The organism is Mahella sp. (assembly GCF_020054945.1).
In the GTDB taxonomy this organism is placed as follows: domain Bacteria; phylum Bacillota; class Clostridia; order Mahellales; family Mahellaceae; genus Mahella.
The window spans coordinates 1-18,638 of sequence record NZ_JAIHAU010000040.1 but is presented as its reverse complement, the minus strand read 5'-3'; the positions used below and the strand labels follow the sequence as shown (position 1 = coordinate 18,638).

Annotated in this window: 12 protein-coding genes and 2 pseudogenes; 11 read left to right on the top strand and 3 right to left on the bottom strand. The window is 44.4% G+C overall.

Annotation, left to right across the window (positions count from 1 at the left end; translation table 11 throughout):
* Nucleotides 1–12 precede the first annotated feature (12 nt).
* The 5 genes and pseudogenes from JG770_RS08160 to JG770_RS08140 form a co-directional block, all read left to right on the top strand.
* Nucleotides 13–2,391, top strand: a pseudogene (locus JG770_RS08160) (V-type ATP synthase subunit A); the annotation flags it as partial.
* A gap of 51 nt (nt 2,392–2,442) precedes the next feature.
* Nucleotides 2,443–3,837 carry a V-type ATP synthase subunit B gene (locus tag JG770_RS08155; RefSeq protein WP_291957629.1) on the top strand — a complete coding sequence of 465 codons (1,395 nt, stop codon included), beginning with the start codon at nt 2,443–2,445 and terminating at the stop codon, nt 3,835–3,837.
* 12 nt (nt 3,838–3,849) lie between these two features.
* Nucleotides 3,850–4,482, top strand: a complete 633-nt coding sequence (locus JG770_RS08150; protein ID WP_291957628.1) for a V-type ATP synthase subunit D — start codon at nt 3,850–3,852, stop codon at nt 4,480–4,482.
* 87 nt (nt 4,483–4,569) lie between these two features.
* Nucleotides 4,570–7,209 (top strand): GH116 family glycosyl-hydrolase, encoded by a 2,640-nt coding sequence (locus tag JG770_RS08145; RefSeq protein WP_291957567.1) that lies wholly within the window; start codon nt 4,570–4,572, stop codon nt 7,207–7,209.
* Between the two features lie 52 nt (nt 7,210–7,261).
* Nucleotides 7,262–9,442: a GH92 family glycosyl hydrolase gene (locus JG770_RS08140; RefSeq protein WP_363320976.1), complete on the top strand. Its 2,181-nt coding sequence runs from the start codon at nt 7,262–7,264 to the stop codon at nt 9,440–9,442.
* 51 nt (nt 9,443–9,493) lie between these two features.
* Here the strand turns inward: JG770_RS08140 and JG770_RS08135 are convergent, their stop codons facing one another.
* Nucleotides 9,494–10,315 (bottom strand): metallophosphoesterase, encoded by an 822-nt coding sequence (locus JG770_RS08135; protein WP_291957562.1) that lies wholly within the window; start codon nt 10,313–10,315, stop codon nt 9,494–9,496.
* Between the two features lie 653 nt (nt 10,316–10,968).
* On the opposite strand from JG770_RS08135, the gene JG770_RS08130 reads away from it, so the two are divergent.
* The 5 genes from JG770_RS08130 (at nt 10,969) to JG770_RS08110 (ending at nt 14,691) form a co-directional block, all read left to right on the top strand.
* A complete protein-coding gene (locus tag JG770_RS08130) occupies nt 10,969–11,100 on the top strand; it encodes a hypothetical protein (RefSeq protein ID WP_291957559.1) in 132 nt (43 codons plus the stop codon).
* Nucleotides 11,101–11,205: 105 nt separating this feature from the next.
* Nucleotides 11,206–12,321: an ABC transporter permease gene (locus tag JG770_RS08125; RefSeq protein ID WP_291957556.1), complete on the top strand. Its 1,116-nt coding sequence runs from the start codon at nt 11,206–11,208 to the stop codon at nt 12,319–12,321.
* A 16-nt stretch (nt 12,322–12,337) separates the two neighbouring features.
* Entirely contained in the window at nt 12,338–13,609 is a 1,272-nt protein-coding gene (locus JG770_RS08120; protein ID WP_291957554.1) for an ABC transporter permease, read from the top strand.
* Nucleotide 13,610: 1 nt separating this feature from the next.
* Nucleotides 13,611–14,288: an ABC transporter ATP-binding protein gene (locus JG770_RS08115; protein ID WP_291957550.1), complete on the top strand. Its 678-nt coding sequence runs from the start codon at nt 13,611–13,613 to the stop codon at nt 14,286–14,288.
* Entirely contained in the window at nt 14,281–14,691 is a 411-nt protein-coding gene (locus JG770_RS08110; protein WP_291957547.1) for a hypothetical protein, read from the top strand. The genes JG770_RS08115 and JG770_RS08110 overlap by 8 nt, the downstream gene beginning before the upstream one ends.
* A 37-nt stretch (nt 14,692–14,728) precedes the next feature.
* Here JG770_RS08110 and JG770_RS08105 read toward each other — a convergent pair whose 3' ends face one another.
* Together JG770_RS08105 and JG770_RS08100 are read right to left on the bottom strand one after the other, a co-directional pair.
* Nucleotides 14,729–15,568, bottom strand: coding sequence for a 2-oxoacid:ferredoxin oxidoreductase subunit beta (locus tag JG770_RS08105; protein ID WP_291957544.1), 840 nt, complete (start codon nt 15,566–15,568; stop codon nt 14,729–14,731).
* Nucleotides 15,561–17,095, bottom strand: a pseudogene (locus JG770_RS08100) (2-oxoacid:acceptor oxidoreductase subunit alpha). The gene JG770_RS08105 and the pseudogene JG770_RS08100 overlap by 8 nt, the downstream one beginning before the upstream one ends.
* A gap of 157 nt (nt 17,096–17,252) precedes the next feature.
* Here JG770_RS08100 and JG770_RS08090 point away from each other — a divergent pair.
* A partial coding sequence (locus tag JG770_RS08090) for a glycoside hydrolase family 3 protein (protein ID WP_291957535.1) occupies nt 17,253–18,638 on the top strand: 1,386 nt, incomplete at its 3' end.

Here is an 18,638-nt window from a genome sequence, read left to right as displayed (position 1 = left end):
ACATTGACTACCATGAGAGAGCTTTTTGAGGACGCTTTGTGCCATGGAAAGGTGCAAATGCAAGGCTGTGAAACATTGGTAGAGTTGGATCAGCCACTATCCGTTTTGACTATGGATAATGGCGTGGGTATTGGGGCGCAGGCACCGATTGTGTATAAGGGCAATAGCGATACATTGTTGTGCGTGCGCACACATAGTGGCCGTTCGGTTAAGGTCACACCCGTTCACAAGCTTTTCAGGATAGACGATAGCGGTCATATAGTAGAAACCCAAGCGCGCGATCTTAAACCGGGCGAGTTTATAGCGGCGCCGCGCCGGCTTAAAGCTGATGCCGACGATGCCGCGTTTGAGTTGGAGATATCGCCGAATGCACGCGTTATGGATGATGATGTGTGGCGCAATATATCGGTTATACTCCGCAATATGCGGGCTAACGGTACTTTGGATTCTGTAGTAGGGCTTAGCTGCGCATCGGCCGAGAGCATTATATACGGTAAGCTCACGGCATCGGTAGAAACAGTGGGCAATATATACGCCGCTGCCAAGTTGGAATCGCCGCGCTTTAATAATCTACGCGGCGCTCGTGCCGGCCATATAGTAAGGCTGCCGCAAAGGGTTACGCCTGAATTGGCCGAACTGGCGGGGCTTTTCATAGCCGAAGGTCATATACGCGATGAAGGAACGGTCATATTCACCAATTCCGAAGCGAGGCTGCGCCAAAGATTTAACGATCTGATTATGAAGGTGTTTGGCATATCATGCAGGGACGTATTGCAATCAGGGAAAACGCCATCGGTAGCGGCGTTCAGCACGACCTTGGTTTCTATATTTGAAGCTATGGGCATGTCGGGTAATTCGGAACATAAATCAGTGCCTCCTGTTATAATGCGCTCGAGCGACAAGGCATTAGCGGCATTTTTACGCGGATATTATCTGGGCGATGGCAGCTTTTCGGAAGGTGAGATAGAATTCAGTACAGCCAGTCCAAGATTGCAGATAGCTGTTTCTTATGCTCTGACGCGTCTGGGTATATTCCATACAATGGCCAACAGTGGGCGCAGGCATCGTATATTTGTACGCGGGCGCGATAATCTGCGTGCTTTTTATGAGTTCACGGCCGGCGAGTTTGCCGATCATTTAAAGTTCAGCGCTATTATGGAATATGTTGTTTCCAAAAGGACGACTTATACAGCCCACGATATAGTGCCGGTAAGCCATGAATTGATAGAAAGGGTATATGAGGCGGCAGGCCGTCCCTATATAAAGTTAAAAAAAGCCGGTATTGAGATAACGAATTATACGCGCAACGGTGAGAGGATGAGTGCTGATAAATTTAAGAAATTTGTTGAGATAACCGGGGATCCTACAGAAGAATTGAGCCAGCTTTGTTTATACCTCGATGACTTCTTCTGCGATGAGATAGTAGCGATAGATGAGATGGAAGGTCCGTTCGACGTGTATGATGTCACAGTGCCTGAAACCCATAATTTCATAGGGGGGACGGGTGCATTGGTGCTGCATAATACAGTGGTTCAGCATCAGCTGGCTAAGTGGGCTGATGCCGATATAATCGTATATGTCGGCTGCGGCGAGCGCGGCAACGAGATGACCGATGTTTTGATGGAATTCCCTGAGCTAAAGGATCCGAGAAGCGGCCAGCCTCTTATGAAGCGCACCGTCCTCATAGCCAATACGTCCGATATGCCGGTGGCCGCGCGTGAGGCTTCCATATATACCGGCATAACCATAGCGGAGTATTTCCGCGATATGGGGTACAGCGTGGCGCTAATGGCCGATTCCACATCGCGGTGGGCTGAGGCTCTGCGCGAGATGTCAGGCCGATTGGAGGAGATGCCGGGCGAAGAAGGCTACCCTGCTTACCTGTCCAGCCGTCTGGCCGAGTTCTATGAGAGGACCGGTTACGTAAAATGCATGGGCAGCCAGGAGAGAGAGGGAACGCTTACGGCGGTAGGTGCCGTTTCGCCGCCCGGCGGCGACATATCCGAGCCGGTGACCCAGGCGACGTTGCGCATAGTCAAGGTATTCTGGAGCTTGGATGCCCAGCTTGCGCGTGCCAGGCATTTCCCGGCTATAAATTGGTTGCTAAGCTATTCGCTTTATATAGATAATATACGGGATTGGATGAACGAGAACGTGGCTCCGGATTGGATGGATTTGAGAATGCAGGCCATGAGGCTGTTGCAGGAGGAGTCGTCGCTGGAAGAGATAGTGCGCTTGGTGGGTATAGATGCCATATCGATACGCGATCGCTGGGTACTGGAAGCGGCACGCTCAATACGCGAGGATTTCCTGCATCAGGTGGCATTCGATGAGGTCGATACTTATACCTCGATGAATAAGCAGTACCGCATGCTCAAAATTATCATGGATTACTATAAACGCGGCCAGCAGGCATTGGACGAGGGCGTGGAACTGGATGCTATGCTAAAGGAATACAGGACCATACGCGAGGCGGCCGGCCCTCTTGCGCTGGTCGAACAGGTAGAAGGTGCTAAATACAACGAGCTAGTGGAGATAGAAGAGGCCGATGGCAATATACGTCGCGGGAGGGTGCTGGAAGTGGACGGCGGTAAGGCTTTGGTGCAGCTCTTCGAAGGCTCTCAGGGCCTGAATATAGCCGGTAGCCGGGCCAGATTTCTTGGCAAAGGCATAGAGTTAGCGGTATCTCCGGATATATTAGGCCGCGTATTCGATGGACTGGGACGTCCCAATGACGATGGTCCTAAGATTATACCGGATAAAAGGATGGATATAAACGGAGAACCGATGAACCCAACTGCGCGCGATTACCCGTCCGAATTCATACAAACAGGCATATCGGCAATAGACGGTTTGAATACGCTGGTGCGCGGTCAGAAGCTGCCTATATTCTCAGGCTCCGGGCTGCCGCATGCGCAGCTTGCCGCGCAGATAGCCAGGCAAGCCAAGGTGCTGGAGGGTGAGAGCCGGTTTGCAGTGGTATTTGCGGCCATAGGCATCACCTTTGAAGAGGCGAATTTCTTTATATCGGATTTTCAGCGTACAGGTGCTATAGAGCGCGCCTGCGTATTTATAAACCTGGCCAATGACCCGGCTATAGAGCGCATATCGACGCCTAGGACGGCCCTTACGGCAGCTGAATATCTAGCATTTGATCTCGGCATGCATGTGCTGGTAATCATGACCGATATGACCAACTATGCCGAAGCGCTGCGCGAGGTGTCGGCGGCGCGCAAAGAGGTACCGGGCAGACGAGGGTATCCCGGCTATCTGTATACCGATTTGGCCAGCATGTATGAACGCGCAGGGCGCATAAAGGGCAAAGAGGGTTCTATAACCTTGATACCCATACTAACCATGCCGGAAGACGATATAACCCACCCTATACCAGACTTAACGGGCTACATAACCGAGGGACAGATTATATTGAGCCGTGAATTGAACAGGAAAGGCCTTACACCGCCTATAGATGTACTGCCGTCGCTGTCGCGCCTTAAGGATAAGGGCATAGGTCGCGGTAAGACGCGCGAGGACCATGCCGATACCATGAACCAGCTTTTTGCCGCTTATGCTCGTGGTAAGCAAGCCAAGGAGCTGTCAGTAATACTGGGTGAGGCGGCGCTTTCCGCTACTGATAAGATATATGCTAAATTTGCGGACAGATTCGAGGAGGAATACGTATCGCAGGGCTGGGATGCCAACCGCTCGATAGAGCAAACGCTGGATATTGGATGGAAACTATTGTCCATATTGCCACGTACAGAGCTTAGACGTATACGAGATGAATTCCTCGATAAATATCTGGGCGACACCCAGAAGGCAGACTCGGGGGTGTAGCCGTTGCCGCAGATGAACGTCAATCCAACGCGCATGGAGCTTACGCGTCTTAAATCCCAGCTTGCCACCGCTGTGCGCGGCCATGATCTCATGAAGGACAAACGCGATGAGCTTATGCGGCGGTTCATGGATCTTATAAGGAAAAATAAAGAATTACGCGAAAAGGTCGAGGCGGAATTGACCGAAGCGCTGCATAGCGTTTTGCTGGCACGCGCCGTTATGTCTAGGGAGATGTTGGAGGAAGCCGTGATGTACCCAACGCGCCGCATGGATATAAATATTGAGATGGTCAATCTTATGAGCGTTGAAGTACCTTCTATAAAATATAAAGAAGATGACTCTGCCGATGTATCGATGTACCCCTACGGATTCGCGAATACGTCCGGAGAATTGGACAGCGCTATAGCCAGGCTGCACGAAATATTGCCCGATATGCTGGAGCTGGCTCAGGTGGAGAAGACGTGCCAGAGGCTGGCCGATGAGATAGAGCGTACCAGGCGGCGCGTCAATGCGCTGGAATATATAATGATACCACAGCTGGAGGAAACCATACGATATATAACCATGAAACTAGATGAAAATGAGCGCAGCACATTGACCAGGCTCATGAAGGTGAAAGAGATGCTGCAGGAGAGGAATTTATAGCCTGTCCTGCAGCGTTTGCACATATCCTAAGATTATTCTCTATATAGCCCACGGCATATGCTTTAATAATGAAATGAGGTCTAATTTATGGATAATTCGTATTTTATTTATGAAAAAGAAAGGCTGAAAGAAATATCATTTCCGCTGGGAGGAATAGGTACAGGATGTATAGGATTGGCTGGAAACGGTCGGCTGATAGATTGGGAGATTCAAAACAGGCCAAACAAAGGCAGCTTTAACGGGTATTCTCATTTTGCTGTAAAAGTGGAAAAAGACGATGAAGTGATAGATGCCCGAATATTGAATGGTGATCTATACCCGCCTTATTCAGGCAATTATGCCGCTCCTCATTTTAACAGCTTCGGTTTTGGGCCTCCAAGAGCATATTTGTCGGGTGTGCCGCATTTTAAGGATGTGGGATTTAAAGGGGAGTTCCCGATTGCAGAGCTGTCCTTTATAGACAAAACATTTCCGGGCAATGTGAAGATGACGGCATTTAACCCATTTATCCCGCTTAATGATAAAGATTCAAGTTTACCAGCAGCGTTCTTTGAGATATCTATAACCAATACTACAAATGAAACCCTGCATTACACTGTTGTTTCCTGTATGGGGAATGTGAATGGCGGATATAATGAGTATGCCAAAAAAGGACCGGTCCAAGGGATCAAGATGACTTGTATAGGTCTTACTCCGGATGATGTACGCTACGGAGATCTCACTGTTGCTACTGATATGGATGATGTAAGCTATCAGGAATATTGGTATAGAGGAAGCTGGTTCGATGATCTGGAAATATACTGGAGCGATTTAAATAAGCCTGGTAGATTTATCAATAGGAGCTATAAAGATAAAGGATACAGCAACGGAACAGGCTCGGGTAATGCGGTGGATATGAGCACTTTAGCGAGGCATTTTTCATTGGATGCGGGGCAAACTAAAAACGTGAAGTTTATTTTGACATGGTATTATCCCAACTGTGCCAACTACTGGTCTCAAAACAGCGAACAGAGTTGTTGCGGGTGCCAAACATCACAAAAAGGGCAATGGAAGAACTATTATGCGAGCTTGTTTGAAGACTCGTTTGCTTGTGCACAATATTGCCTTGAAAATTGGGACCGATTGTATGAGCAAACTCTTTACTTTAAAAATGCATTATTTTCATCAACACTTCCATCGGCCATTATAGATGCCGTATCAGCAAACCTATCGATATTTAAAACCCCTACGTGTTTGCGCCTGGAAGACGGATCATTTTATGGCTTTGAAGGATGTCATTGCGATAGCGGCTGTTGTGAAGGATCATGTACGCATGTATGGAACTATGCATATGCGTTGCCGTTTTTATTCCCCAAGCTGGAACGTTCGATGCGTGAACTGGATTATAAATATAATATGCGAGAAGATGGAGGTATGTCTTTCAGACTTCAACTTCCGCTTGGAAGCCCGCGTTCATCTTTCAGGCCATGTGCCGATGGCCAGTTCGGAGGAGTGATAAAGACATACAGGGAATGGAAAATTTCAGGCGATGATGAATGGTTGAAATCGCTGTGGCCGCGAGTAAAAAAATCTATCGAATATGCATGGGCTGATACCAATGAAGATCGCTGGGATCCGGAACAGATGGGGGTATTGACAGGACGACAGCATCATACATTGGATATGGAACTCTTCGGGCCCAATTCATGGCTTACAGGTTTTTATCTTGCTGCCTTAAAAGCGGGAGCAGAGATGGCAAGTTATGTTGGTGATGAACAAGCCGCACAGAGATACACAGACATATTCCGTCGTGGTAAAGCATGGGCAGACTCCAACTTGTTTAACGGAGAATACTATTATCATCTGATTGATCTCCAGGATAAATCGATTCTGGAACGCTTCGATACTGATAAAACCGGTACTCTAATAGGGGATTCAACAATTAAAGCGTACTGGGATGAGGAAAGAGGACAGATCAAATATCAGGTAGGAGAAGGCTGCATTATCGACCAAGTACTGGCACAATGGCATGCCAATTTAATAGGGTTGGGAGAAATATTTGATCCGGGTAACACTAGAAAGGCTGTATATGCTGTCTATAAGAATAACTTTAAAAAGATGAGGGAAGTTTTCAATCCATGCAGAGTTTTCTCACTAAACGATGAAAGTGGCATGATAATATGCTCATATCCTGCAGGGCGGAAAAAACCAGCTATATCGGTGCCATATGCTCAGGAAACGATGAACGGTTTCGAATATCAAGCGGCGGAACATCTCATTCAGAAAGGATTTATAAAAGAAGGAGAAGAAGTGGTAAGGGCTATCCGCGAAAGATATGATGGCCAAAAGCGCAATCCATGGAATGAATTTGAATGTGGAAGCAATTATGCCAGGTCTATGGCAAGCTATGCATTACTCCTGAGCTATCCGGGATTTGTATTCGATATGACCAAGCGTCTTATAGGATTTAATCCGGTTATAGACGACACGCCGTTTCGGGTGTTCTGGTCCTTGGAATCTGGATGGGGAACTTTCGAAAGAACGGAAGATGGGGTTGAGTTAAAAGTTTTGTATGGATATTTGGATATAGCCACATTGCGTTTGCCTTTTATAAGAAACCGGCATATCGACTCGATTGCTTATGATGTGAATAAGGAAGCAAATTATCACAGGAATGAAGATGATATTGTATTTGACAGTACTGTAAAAATTGAAGCAGGTTCATCGTTGGCTATAAAGTTACAATAGTGAAGCCCCTATCGAAAGATCATTCTTTAATTCTGACTTCATTTATGATAACATGTTCATGTTGTTAGATATAGAAATACAAAGTTATGTAAGATGGAGGATGAATTTTATGACGGACTATGTGGATTACGTAAATCCGTATATAGGTGCTATCGGGCATTTGCTTACAGCTACAGCTCCCACGGTTATGCTTCCTCACAGCATGGCGCAGGTATCTCCTGTTTTTACCCCAGGAGTAACTGACAGATATCTGGCCGATAGAATATTCGGTTTTCCTGCAGGAGCTGTTACTATCATGCCTTTTTCCGGAGGAAGGGAATCTGGGCAAGTCGCCTCATCGTTTGATCATGACTTTGAGACTGCGACGCCATATTATTATTCTGTACTGCTTGAGGACTATGGTATCATAACCGAGTACAGTGTCACCGCTCACGCTATATATTATCGCTTTACTTTCCCGCGTTCTTCAAATTCTCGAATACTCGTAAAAGGACTGAAGTCTGGCGACCTTGAAGTCACGAATTCCAAAATAATCAGAGGACACGGAGAACTTAAAGGCGTAAAGCATTATGTATATATGGAGTTTTCAAGGACATTTACAAATAAATCAACCCATCCGAATTCTGATGGAGAAGGGACTGATCTTATTGTCGATTATGAGACAGAAGATAAAGAGTGTATCGAGGTTAAAATAGGTCTATCATATATAGATGTTGACCAGGCGTATCAAAATCTGATGCATGAAATACAGGACTGGAATTTTGAGCATGTAAAGAATAGCGCTAAAGAAGTATGGAATAAAGCGTTGAGCTCTATAGAGGTAAAGGGTGGCACTCAAAAGCAGCTCGCCATATTTTATACCTCGCTTTACAGAGCCATGACGCGTATGGTAAATGTAACGGAATATGGCAGGTATTGCAGCAATTATGATAAAAAGGTTCACGATAGCGAAGGCCATGATTTTTATGTGAATGATGGTTTATGGGATACGTATCGCTGTATGCACCCACTGCAGCTTATAATAGATTCGAAAAGGCAGATGGATATGATACGATCTTATTTGCACATATACGATAATACGGGCTATCTTCCGACATTTCCTGATCTAGACGAGGATCATCACGCCATGATCGGTAACCATGGGGCCGCTTTTATAACCGATACGTACATAAAAGGCTACGATGATTTCGACGTAGAAAAGGCCTATGAGGCGATGAGAAAGAATGCTTTGGAATGTACAAAACTGCCTTGGGGAAAAGGACCGCTTACCGAGCTGGATAAAATATATATGGAAAAGGGATTTTTCCCCGCACTCCGTAAAGGCGAGCAGGAAACGGTTAAAGAAGTACATCCGTTTGAAAGACGTCAGGCAGTATCCGTTACTTTGGAGCATTCTTATGATGACTGGTGCATAGCTCAGATGGCTAGAATATTAGGTAAAGAGCAAGACTATGAATATTTCTCGAAATCCAGTCGAAATTACAGGAATTTGTACGATGAGCGGATTGGGTTCATGGCGCCTAAGGATGCCGATGGTCGATGGGTAGAGGATTTCGATCCAAAATTCGGCGGAGGACTTGGCGGCAGAGATTATACGACCGAGTGCAATTCGTGGGTGTATACCTTTCATGTGCAACACGATGTAGAAGGTTTGATAGGCCTTATGGGAGGCAAAGAAAGATTTTCGGAGAGATTAGATTCGTTGTTCAATGAGCAATACAATGGGTCTAAGTACTGGTTTTTAGCTCAATTCCCGGATTCCACAGGGTTGATAGGGCAATATCCTCAAGGCAATGAGCCTTCTTTCCATATACCTTACTTGTACAATTATGCTGGCCAACCCTGGAAGACACAGCGTATTGTCCGACAGATAATGGATGTATGGTACGGTGATGGGCCGTTGGGCATATGCGGCGATGAGGACGGTGGGGCCATGTCCTCATGGTATGTATTTTCTGCTATAGGATTTTATCCGGTGTGTCCGGGCAAACCGGTTTATGATATAGGAAGTCCTATATTTGAGGAGATAAAGATACGTGTGGACGGGGATAAAATCTTTACGATAAAGGCTATGAATGCGTCTAACAAGAACAAGTACGTTCAGTCCGCCGAGTTGAATGGCCAACCGTTGAATACGCCGTGTTTTGAACATAAAGATATCGTTGCCGGAAGTACGTTGGTGCTGTATATGGGCGAGCGTCCGAATAAAACATGGGGTGTCTTAGTGAAATGAGGTCATAGAAGGCTGAACTTATACAATCCGCTACAGCGCAGATAGATAAGGCTAATCGGCCTTATCTATCTGCAACACTGTCAATTCCGGACGGTTAAATAGCCTAAGCGGTATGGGATAATTGCCAAGACCTGCATTTACGTACAGATATGTATTGCCTAGTTTGAATAAACCTTTATCATATATATCTTTGTCAGATTTCAACTTGGGGAACACAACACCTTGATATGTTATCGGTCCTATAAACGGAAGTCGCACCATTCCGCCGTGTGTATCTCCGGAAAGTATAAGGTCTGCACCCCAATTCGCAAAAACCTCTTTGTAAAAAATATGGCTCAGCAATATATTATATCTAAATTTATCCAGCATGCCGAGCTTTTTGAGGGTATCTGAGGCTGATGAGTAGTATCCGGAAGTAGGATAGCCATATATGCTGATATCTGTGTCGCCTACCTTTATATCTGCCTTTTTGTAATCTAAAACAAATATGCCGGCATCTACGAAGTCATCTAAGCTGCTTGTGTAAACACTGCCTTCGTGTTCGCCGCGCACGTAATACACGGGATATTTTTTTGACAGTGCTTTCAATAGCTTTAAAGCCCTTTTTCTGGCACCTTCATTGCCTTTGGTGAACATATCACCTGTTACCGCTATGACGTCCGGATGCTGCCTGTCAATCATTTTTAATAAATAGGAGTTGTTGATACCGAACATGTATCCATGGAGGTCTGAAATTTGTACTATAGTTATAGTATTATTTACTTTAGTGCTTTTAATGTGAGTGGTGGTGATATCAATTATAAAATTTTCAAAAAACCAGAAAACTATCAGTACAACAACTGCTATCAGTATTTTCTTTTTCTTGCGTTTCATATAATTTCCTTTCATCCCTGTTCTACGATAAATTGAAAAGCACGAGTATATTATAAATTAAGCGGTTTATTTTGTACAGATCTTAATTTGAGGGGCTATTCAAGTACTATGACGCATAGGCGACGGTAAGGATTAGCTTCAAGGCGATTTTGTTACGGCTCAGCATATATGTTAAGCCTTCTGTAAAAAGATGGCAGAAGCATCGGTATATGTCTGGAGCACACCTTAGAACGTTTCGCTGTACGCTCTGCAAGCGCAACGTTGAACAGGCGTGGTCGAAGGCATGGAGGCAGGAGGCATGAGCCGGAGGCTAATTAGTTACCAAGCCTATAATATACCTACTACGAAAATAGTTTATGCCATTTTCATTCGCGGTTGTGATCATAGGGTCATGAGGCGCTGAACAGTCACTATTTCGGAAATGTAAGGGACGAAATATAAATAGACTTGAAAATCTTATGCTAGAAGATTATCCTAAACAATCCAAACGGCATAAACAATATACGGTCAAATACATTTTTTATGTACAGCCTTATTATTTATTCCACTGTAATTCGGTGTTATAAAAATTATGAATTGAAGGATACTTATGAACCAAAATCCGTCTCTTTCGTCTTATATTTAGAAAAGACGAAATCGCAGGAGGATATTTGATGGAAATACATCTTGACGACGTGACCAAGGTATATCGCGGGGGTGCAAAGGCATTAGGCAGCGTGTCGCTGGATATACAAAGTGGCGTATTCCGCCTGCTCGGACCGGACGGCCCGGCAAGAGCGCCATGATGAAAAAGTAATACTGAAGCCATGGCCATTGGATGTATCTACTTCCGATAAATGCGTAGTTATTTTATTGAATAGCTTAAAGGGGATGAATGTGTGGTTGCTGTTTTGAAAAGAAGTTTTAAGCATTTATTTCGTTATCCGATTTCCACCATATATATCATTTTGGGTTTGCTCGTAGCTTTTATGGCATTGTTCGATGGGGTGAATATTTATAGTCAGGTATTGGGGAAAGCAAATGATGACGGGCAATATAACTATAAATATGCCATGTGTTTGCAGATAGATACAAATGAAGGCAGCAAGAACGATATAAAAGACTTGATAAGCGACAGGAAGGTCAACGTGAAAATCTGTAATTTTGCTGTATGGCCAGAAGGCAGTAAAGGCATGCCTTACATGGACATTATTTTGACAAACAATGAAAAGGAGAAGTATGTGCTTAAAGAAGGCAGACTGCCCGATGATGCGGAGATAAAAGCCCGCGAAAATGTTGTTTTGGTAGGAGATTCATATTTGTCAAAGCTCACGCGAGATAATAAGGGCAACAGGTTTATAACCATCAACGGCAGCCGATATAAAGTGGTGGGTATTATGGATAACAATATTTCTCCAGCTTTTAGTGCTAATCTTGTTACATTTTATGAGTGTTTGAGCGACGATATGAAGCAAAAAATATTGAATAGCCCTCACTTGGATTTGATGATTGAAAGCGATTCAGAGGATGTCTATCCTGTTTGCAAGCAGATCAAGGCCGATATTCTTAAAAGGGATCCTCAAGCCGTAATAGAAGGATATAAAGTGGATTATAAGGAGCAGCAAGCGGAAGCTGCGAAACTTCAACTGGCACAGTCACCGGTAAATATCTATTTTTTAATTTATTTTTTTGCAATTATTAACTGCATTATTGTCTCGGAATTTTGGATTGAGCAGAGGAAACGGGAAATTGCCATAAGGAAGGCGTTTGGCATGTCTAATTTACAGATAATTGGCATGCTGTTCAGGGAGATGTTGGGAATATCATGTTTTGCGGCAATATTATGCGTATTTTTGCAGATTATATTTTCCAAACTTATCGGCAATGTTTTCAATATATATATTGGAGCTTCATTTGGCGACGTTATTATAATGATTGCTATGATTGTGGCGACATCGCTGGCGGTCATTCTGGTACCGGTATACAAGATAATAAATATGTCCCCATCGCAGGCTGTTATTTCATAGGGAAAGGGTGACGATTATGAGATTTGCAAATGTGCTAAAATTTGTCATAAAGTTTTTGCTAAACCGCAAATTTATGACTTTATTAGTCCTGATAGTAAGCATAGTTTCTTTTATTTTGCTTGGACAGATGATAACGTACGCTTTTACAGGCCAGTATCATGCGAAAGAGATAGAGGATAAACTCAGTTATGGTATCGATAAGACTTGCCAGATCCAATTCCCCTATAAAGAAGAAACGAGCGAATTTAGAGACAAGGTGAATCAGCTCATAGCTTATGGCAATACGCTTGAGGGCGTCAAAGGCTGCGGGTATTATGATTTTTTCGGTGCCAGTTTTACAGAATTGGCGAATAATAAAAACTATATTGAAAAGAACGAGCTTCTTTATAAAAACACGCCGTATGGACGACATCCGGAAAGTTCGCAGGTGCTGTTCGTAATGGAGGGCATATCCGACCTGTGCAGGGTAAATGTAATAGAGGGCTCGGACGAATTTAAGCGCTGCGATGACGGTGCTTTGCCGCTGCTCGTGGGCTATGAGTACAAAGATATAGTTCCTATTGGCACCGAACTTACAAATGAAGATACGGGCACAAGATACAAGGTTACAGGGGTCATGGCAAAGGGCTCGAAATGGCTAGGTGATGTAGATTATCTGGGCACGGATACAGAGAAGTTGGATAATAAATTCGTCGCCATGTATGACCCAGAGTATATAGATGCCACTATGTCAGTATTGAGCTCACTGGACACGTGTTTTTGTATTGTTGAAGATGGAGCTGATATTAAAGGGATCAGCGATAAGATTTCGGCAAAGGCCAATGAGCTGAAACTGGGGGTTTTTTGTAAGCCTGTAAGGGCCGTATTGGCCGAATATGAGGCGCCATATAAGGCGGACATGGGATTAAAAGTATTATTAGCAGTGATGTTTACCTTTTTTTCAATTTTGTCTGTATCATCATCGGAGACAGTATCCATATTATTTAGGAGGCCGGAATACGGTATTATGTATGCTAATGGCATGAGCACAGCCGATATAATCAAGATGGTAGTGGCAGAGAACATTTTAGTGGTTGCCGCAGCATTTATTGTAGCTTATGGATGGGAGAGCTATAGCCTTCTAAAAGATACAAGTCCGTTTAGAACTATAAGGCTTAGTATTCATAGGGAACTGGTTTCCGTATATCTGCTTGCTGTGGCGGCAGTTATCGTGGCAATTTCATGCATTGTGCCCATTGCTATAATTAAAAGGCTGAAACCGGTGGAGCTTATTAAAGGGAGAGAATAGAATGATAAAGATAAAAAATTTAGTTAAGGTATACAAAGGAGAAACTTATGAGACAAGAGCACTCGACGGCATCGATTTGACCATTGAAGACGGCGAATTTGTAGCCGTCATGGGGCCATCAGGTTCAGGCAAATCTACTTTGTTAAATGTAATAGGCTGTATGGATACGTTGACGGAAGGAGAGTATTATCTGGATGATTATGAAATTCATAAATTGAAACTAAAGGAATTACATAAGGTGAGAAGGGAAAAAATAAGCTTTGTGTTCCAGCATTTCGCCTTGATGAGTAATTTTTCTGTGTATGAGAATGTAGAGGTGCCGTTGCTGGCTAAGAATGTAAATAAATCTCGTAGAAAGAAAATCGTTTATGAGAAATTAAAAATGCTTGGCATAGATAATCTTGCAGATAAATTGCCGACGCAGATATCTGGAGGACAACAGCAGAGGGCAGCTATAGCACGCGCGTTGACAAGCGATAATGATATTATATTGGCTGATGAACCCACAGGCGCTCTTGACAGGAAAACTGGCCAAGATTTAATGAATATGTTGACCGAAATAAATGCCTCGGGTAAAACAGTTATCATAGTAACACATGACGATAAAGTCGCGTCCGCTACAAAAAGAATTATAAATATAGTAGATGGGAGAATAACGGGAGATGAGGAGAATGCTTAATAAAAAGTTATTCTTATTGATATTGGTGTTCCTGATAGCGATGTTATCGGTAGCGTGCAAAGGTAATGATGACCCTGACGGGGAAGAGGTTCTAAATATGGAGCGAAATTTTGTTAAAAGTGAGTATGAAGAGCGGTACAAAACGTCGGTTGATGAGATAACGGTTAAAAAGAAACACGTGTATACTTTTGATTTTTCCGCTACTTTATCCAGTGGTAGCATTAATATTGCGGTCGTTGATGCCAATAATAATAAGCTGTGGAATAAAGAGATAAAAGGCAGCGATTACCAAGAAAAAGTATCATTAAGCGATATACCACCGGGTATTTGTAAAATAGTTATTGATATCAACGAAGATACAGAAGGCTATATAGCATATATAGTAAAGGAAAAGAAAAAATAAAGCTATAGGGAATGGCTTAAGCCATTCCCTATACACTCTATATGAAATCCTCCAGGAGCTGTTTAGCCTCCATTGGGTCCAAGGTGCGGTCTACCAAGGCGGGGCCATCTTTTAAGAAATCTACCTGATCTATATAAGTATCCCTAGGCACATTGTAAATTATACCAGTCGGAATTCTATCGCCCCATTCCATAGCGGTTTTAAGCGCATTGCTAAAATCGGTGGCGTCATAATCGTCGGGGAGGCGATACACGCGCTCTTTATACCATTGGAATGTATTTACCTTATTGAATGATACGCAAGGTTGCAGTATATCGATCATGGCGTATCCATTATAATTTATAGCGGCCTTCATAAGCTCGGTGAGCTGCGCGCGGTCGCCTGCAAAGCCCCTTGCCACAAACCCTGCGCCCATTGTAAGCGCTAAAAAGAGCGGTCGGACAGGTTCAGCTATTACGCCATTGAACTGCAGCGATGTTTTTTGCCCTTTTTCGGTTGTAGGCGATGCCTGGCCCTTGGTTAAGCCGTATATCTGGTTATCGTGTATGAAGTGCGCTATATTGACATTGCGGCGTATGCCATGTATGAAATGATTGCCGCCTTCGCCGTAGGTATCTCCATCGCCGCTTTCGGCTATCACGGTCAGGTTTTTATTAGACAGTTTTATAGCTGTTGCCGGCGGTACAGCTCGACCATGCAGTCCGTTGAAGGTATTTACGTTTATATAATGCGGCGTTTTGGCCGCTTGTCCTATGCCGGATGATATGACCACTTCGGATGGATCCAGGCCAAGTTGATTCAATGCGTCTTTTAGCGAGGCCAATATGGCAAAATTGCCGCATCCGGGACACCACGCCGTTTCATATGTTTCAAACATTGAGTACCTCTCCTTTCAATCTGTTATATATTTCTTCAGGGCTCCACATACGGCCATCGTATTTGAGCAGTTTCTTATCGCAGCTTATAAGGGCCTCCTGCCTTATTAAACCATCTAACTGAGCGGTTGCGTTTTGCTCTAGGTCGACTATGAGCCTTGCTTTGGAAGCCAAGGCTGTCAAGCGCTTTGTCGGGAAAGGCCAGATATCGCCGAATACCAGCGCGCCTATGGATATGCCTTCATTTACAAGCTTGCCTATGGTTTCCTTTAACGGGCCATGTAGCGATCCCCAGCTTACTATCAATATTTCAGGATTATCCTTACCTAAAAGCTCAGGTTCTATCAGTTCTTGACGCAGCAGATCTTCCTTTTTAAGGCGTTTATTCACCATATTCGTCCTTATCTCGGCCGATTCGGTTATATGGCCATATTCGTCGTGCTCATCGCTGTCGACGTATATTACCTGGCCTTTTACGCTGCCGGGTATGAGGCGGGGTGATATGCCGCTATCCGTTAACTTATACCTTTTGTATTTTTCATCTTCGGCTATAGAACTGCCATCATCCAGATATCTATCTATAGAAATGCGCGAGAAGTCAAATGGCTTTATCGTTTGTGCATAGTCGGCCAGATACTGATCGCTCACCAATATAACTGGTATCTGATATTTTTCAGCTATGTTGAAAGCTCTTGCGGTTTGGTAAAATGCGTCTTCGGGGTTGCGCACGGCTATGACCATTTTGGGAAATTCGCCGTGGCCGGCATGTATTATAAAGCGCAGATCAGACTGCTCGGTGCGGGTTGGAAAGCCGGTGGCAGGCCCAGGACGCTGGATCTCTGCTATTACTATGGGCGTTTCGGTTATGCCGGCGAGACTGACGCCTTCTACCATGAGGGCAAAGCCGCCGCCTGATGAACCGGTCATAGCTCTTACGCCGGCGTAAGATGCACCAAGCGCCATATTTATGGCAGCTATTTCATCTTCGACCTGTTCCACCACTATGCCCATCTGGTTTGATTTTTGAGCCATGTATGTCATTAAACTGGTCGACGGCGTCATGGGATAACCGCAACAGCGCCGGAGAATTCGCTGCTCAGCAACCTTTCGGCTTGAAGCATCGGTATACCGAAAAGCTTTAATAATGCGCCGGTTGCAACGGTATTTATAACGCGAGGATTACCTATATCAGCGGCTATTTTGGCCAATGGCAAGGCAATGATATTATCGGTTGACGGGCTTACTTTTTCATCGCATATAATCTTACCACCGCTTACCAACCGATTTTCATGCAGTTGTATGGTTTGCGAATCCAATGCTATTATGACATCCAGCTTGCTGGAATGGGAATAGATGGGTGTCGTGCTGAAGCGTATTTGGGTGAAATTATGTCCTCCTCTTACACGGGACATATAGTCTTTGTTAGAGAATACATAAAACCCGCTGCGCTTGAGCGTTTTTTCCAAAATGGTGGCTACCGTATCCATACCCTGACCGGCAGCTCCTCCTACCAATATATTGTGCTCCAATTGAGTACCTCCTTTGGTGAATAAATATTTCTTAATATATATTATCACAAAACAAACTATATTGCAGCAACTTAATGGATTTTTGTTTTTTGGCTTGTCGCTGACGGTAATTAAGAGGTATAATAGCGGTATCATATACAAACAGGAGGTTGGGATCGTGGATAGAGATATCGAAGGCATAGTGTCACAGATGATGCTGGAAGAAAAGGCTAGTCTGTGCTCGGGATTGGATTTTTGGCATACTAAGCCTGTAGAGAGGCTTGGCATTCCGTCTATTACGATGACCGATGGGCCGCATGGTCTTAGGAAACAGGCCGAAGAATCAGATCATTTAGGTATAAATCAAAGCATACCTGCAACGTGTTTTCCATCAGGAGCGGGGCTTGCATGTTCATGGGACAGAGAGCTCATAAAAAAGGTCGGCGAAGCGTTAGCTGAAGAATGCCTGGCCGAGGGCGTTTCTATAATACTGGGTCCTGCTGCTAACATAAAACGCTCGCCCTTATGCGGCAGAAATTTCGAATACCTTTCGGAAGACCCTTATCTCTCTTCTCAAATGGCGGCCAACCATATCAAAGGCGTGCAGAGTAAAGGCGTGGGTACCTCGCTAAAGCACTTTGCTGCCAATAATCAGGAACACAGGAGAATGTCGGTCGATGCCATAATAGATGAGCGTACGCTCAGAGAGATATACTTTGCCAGCTTTGAAACCGCTGTCAAGGAAGCTAAGCCATGGACCGTAATGTGTGCTTATAATAAAATCAACGGTACATACTGCTCGCAGAATGAGTATTTGCTTACAGAGGTGTTGAGGAAAGACTGGGGTTTTGAAGGCTCTGTGGTGTCTGACTGGGGTGCGGTTGATGAACGGGTCAAAGGATTGGTAGCGGGCTTAGATCTCGAGATGCCATCTAGCAACGGTATAAACGATAAAAAGATAGTAGAAGCAGTAAAAAGCGGCAAAATATCGGAGGAAGTGCTCGACAAAGCTGTTAGAAGACTTCTTAATGTGATATTTGAGGCTGTTGATAACAAGAAAGAAAATACAACTTATGATAAAAAAGTGCATCACGAGCTTGCCAAAAAAGTGGCCGAACAATGCATGGTCCTACTAAAGAACGAAGATGACATACTGCCGTTAAAACAAAAAGGGACCATAGCCGTTATAGGCGCATTTGCTAAAAACCCGAGATATCAGGGCGGGGGCAGCTCTCATGTAAATCCAACTGAAATCGATATACCTTATGAAAAGATAAAACAACTGGCTGGAGATGCCGAAGTGATATATGCTGACGGCTATAAGCTGGACAGCGATGAAATGGACGAAGCGTTGCTAAACGAAGTGAAAGAAACTGCTGCAAGAGCCGATGTGGCGATTGTATTTGCAGGATTGCCGGAACGCTATGAATCGGAGGGTTACGACCGACCGCATATGCATATGCCTGATAACCACAATAAACTTATAGAGATCGTATCGGAGGTGCAGGCCAATACCATTGTTGTATTGAGCAACGGTGCACCTGTGGAGATGCCGTGGTTAAGC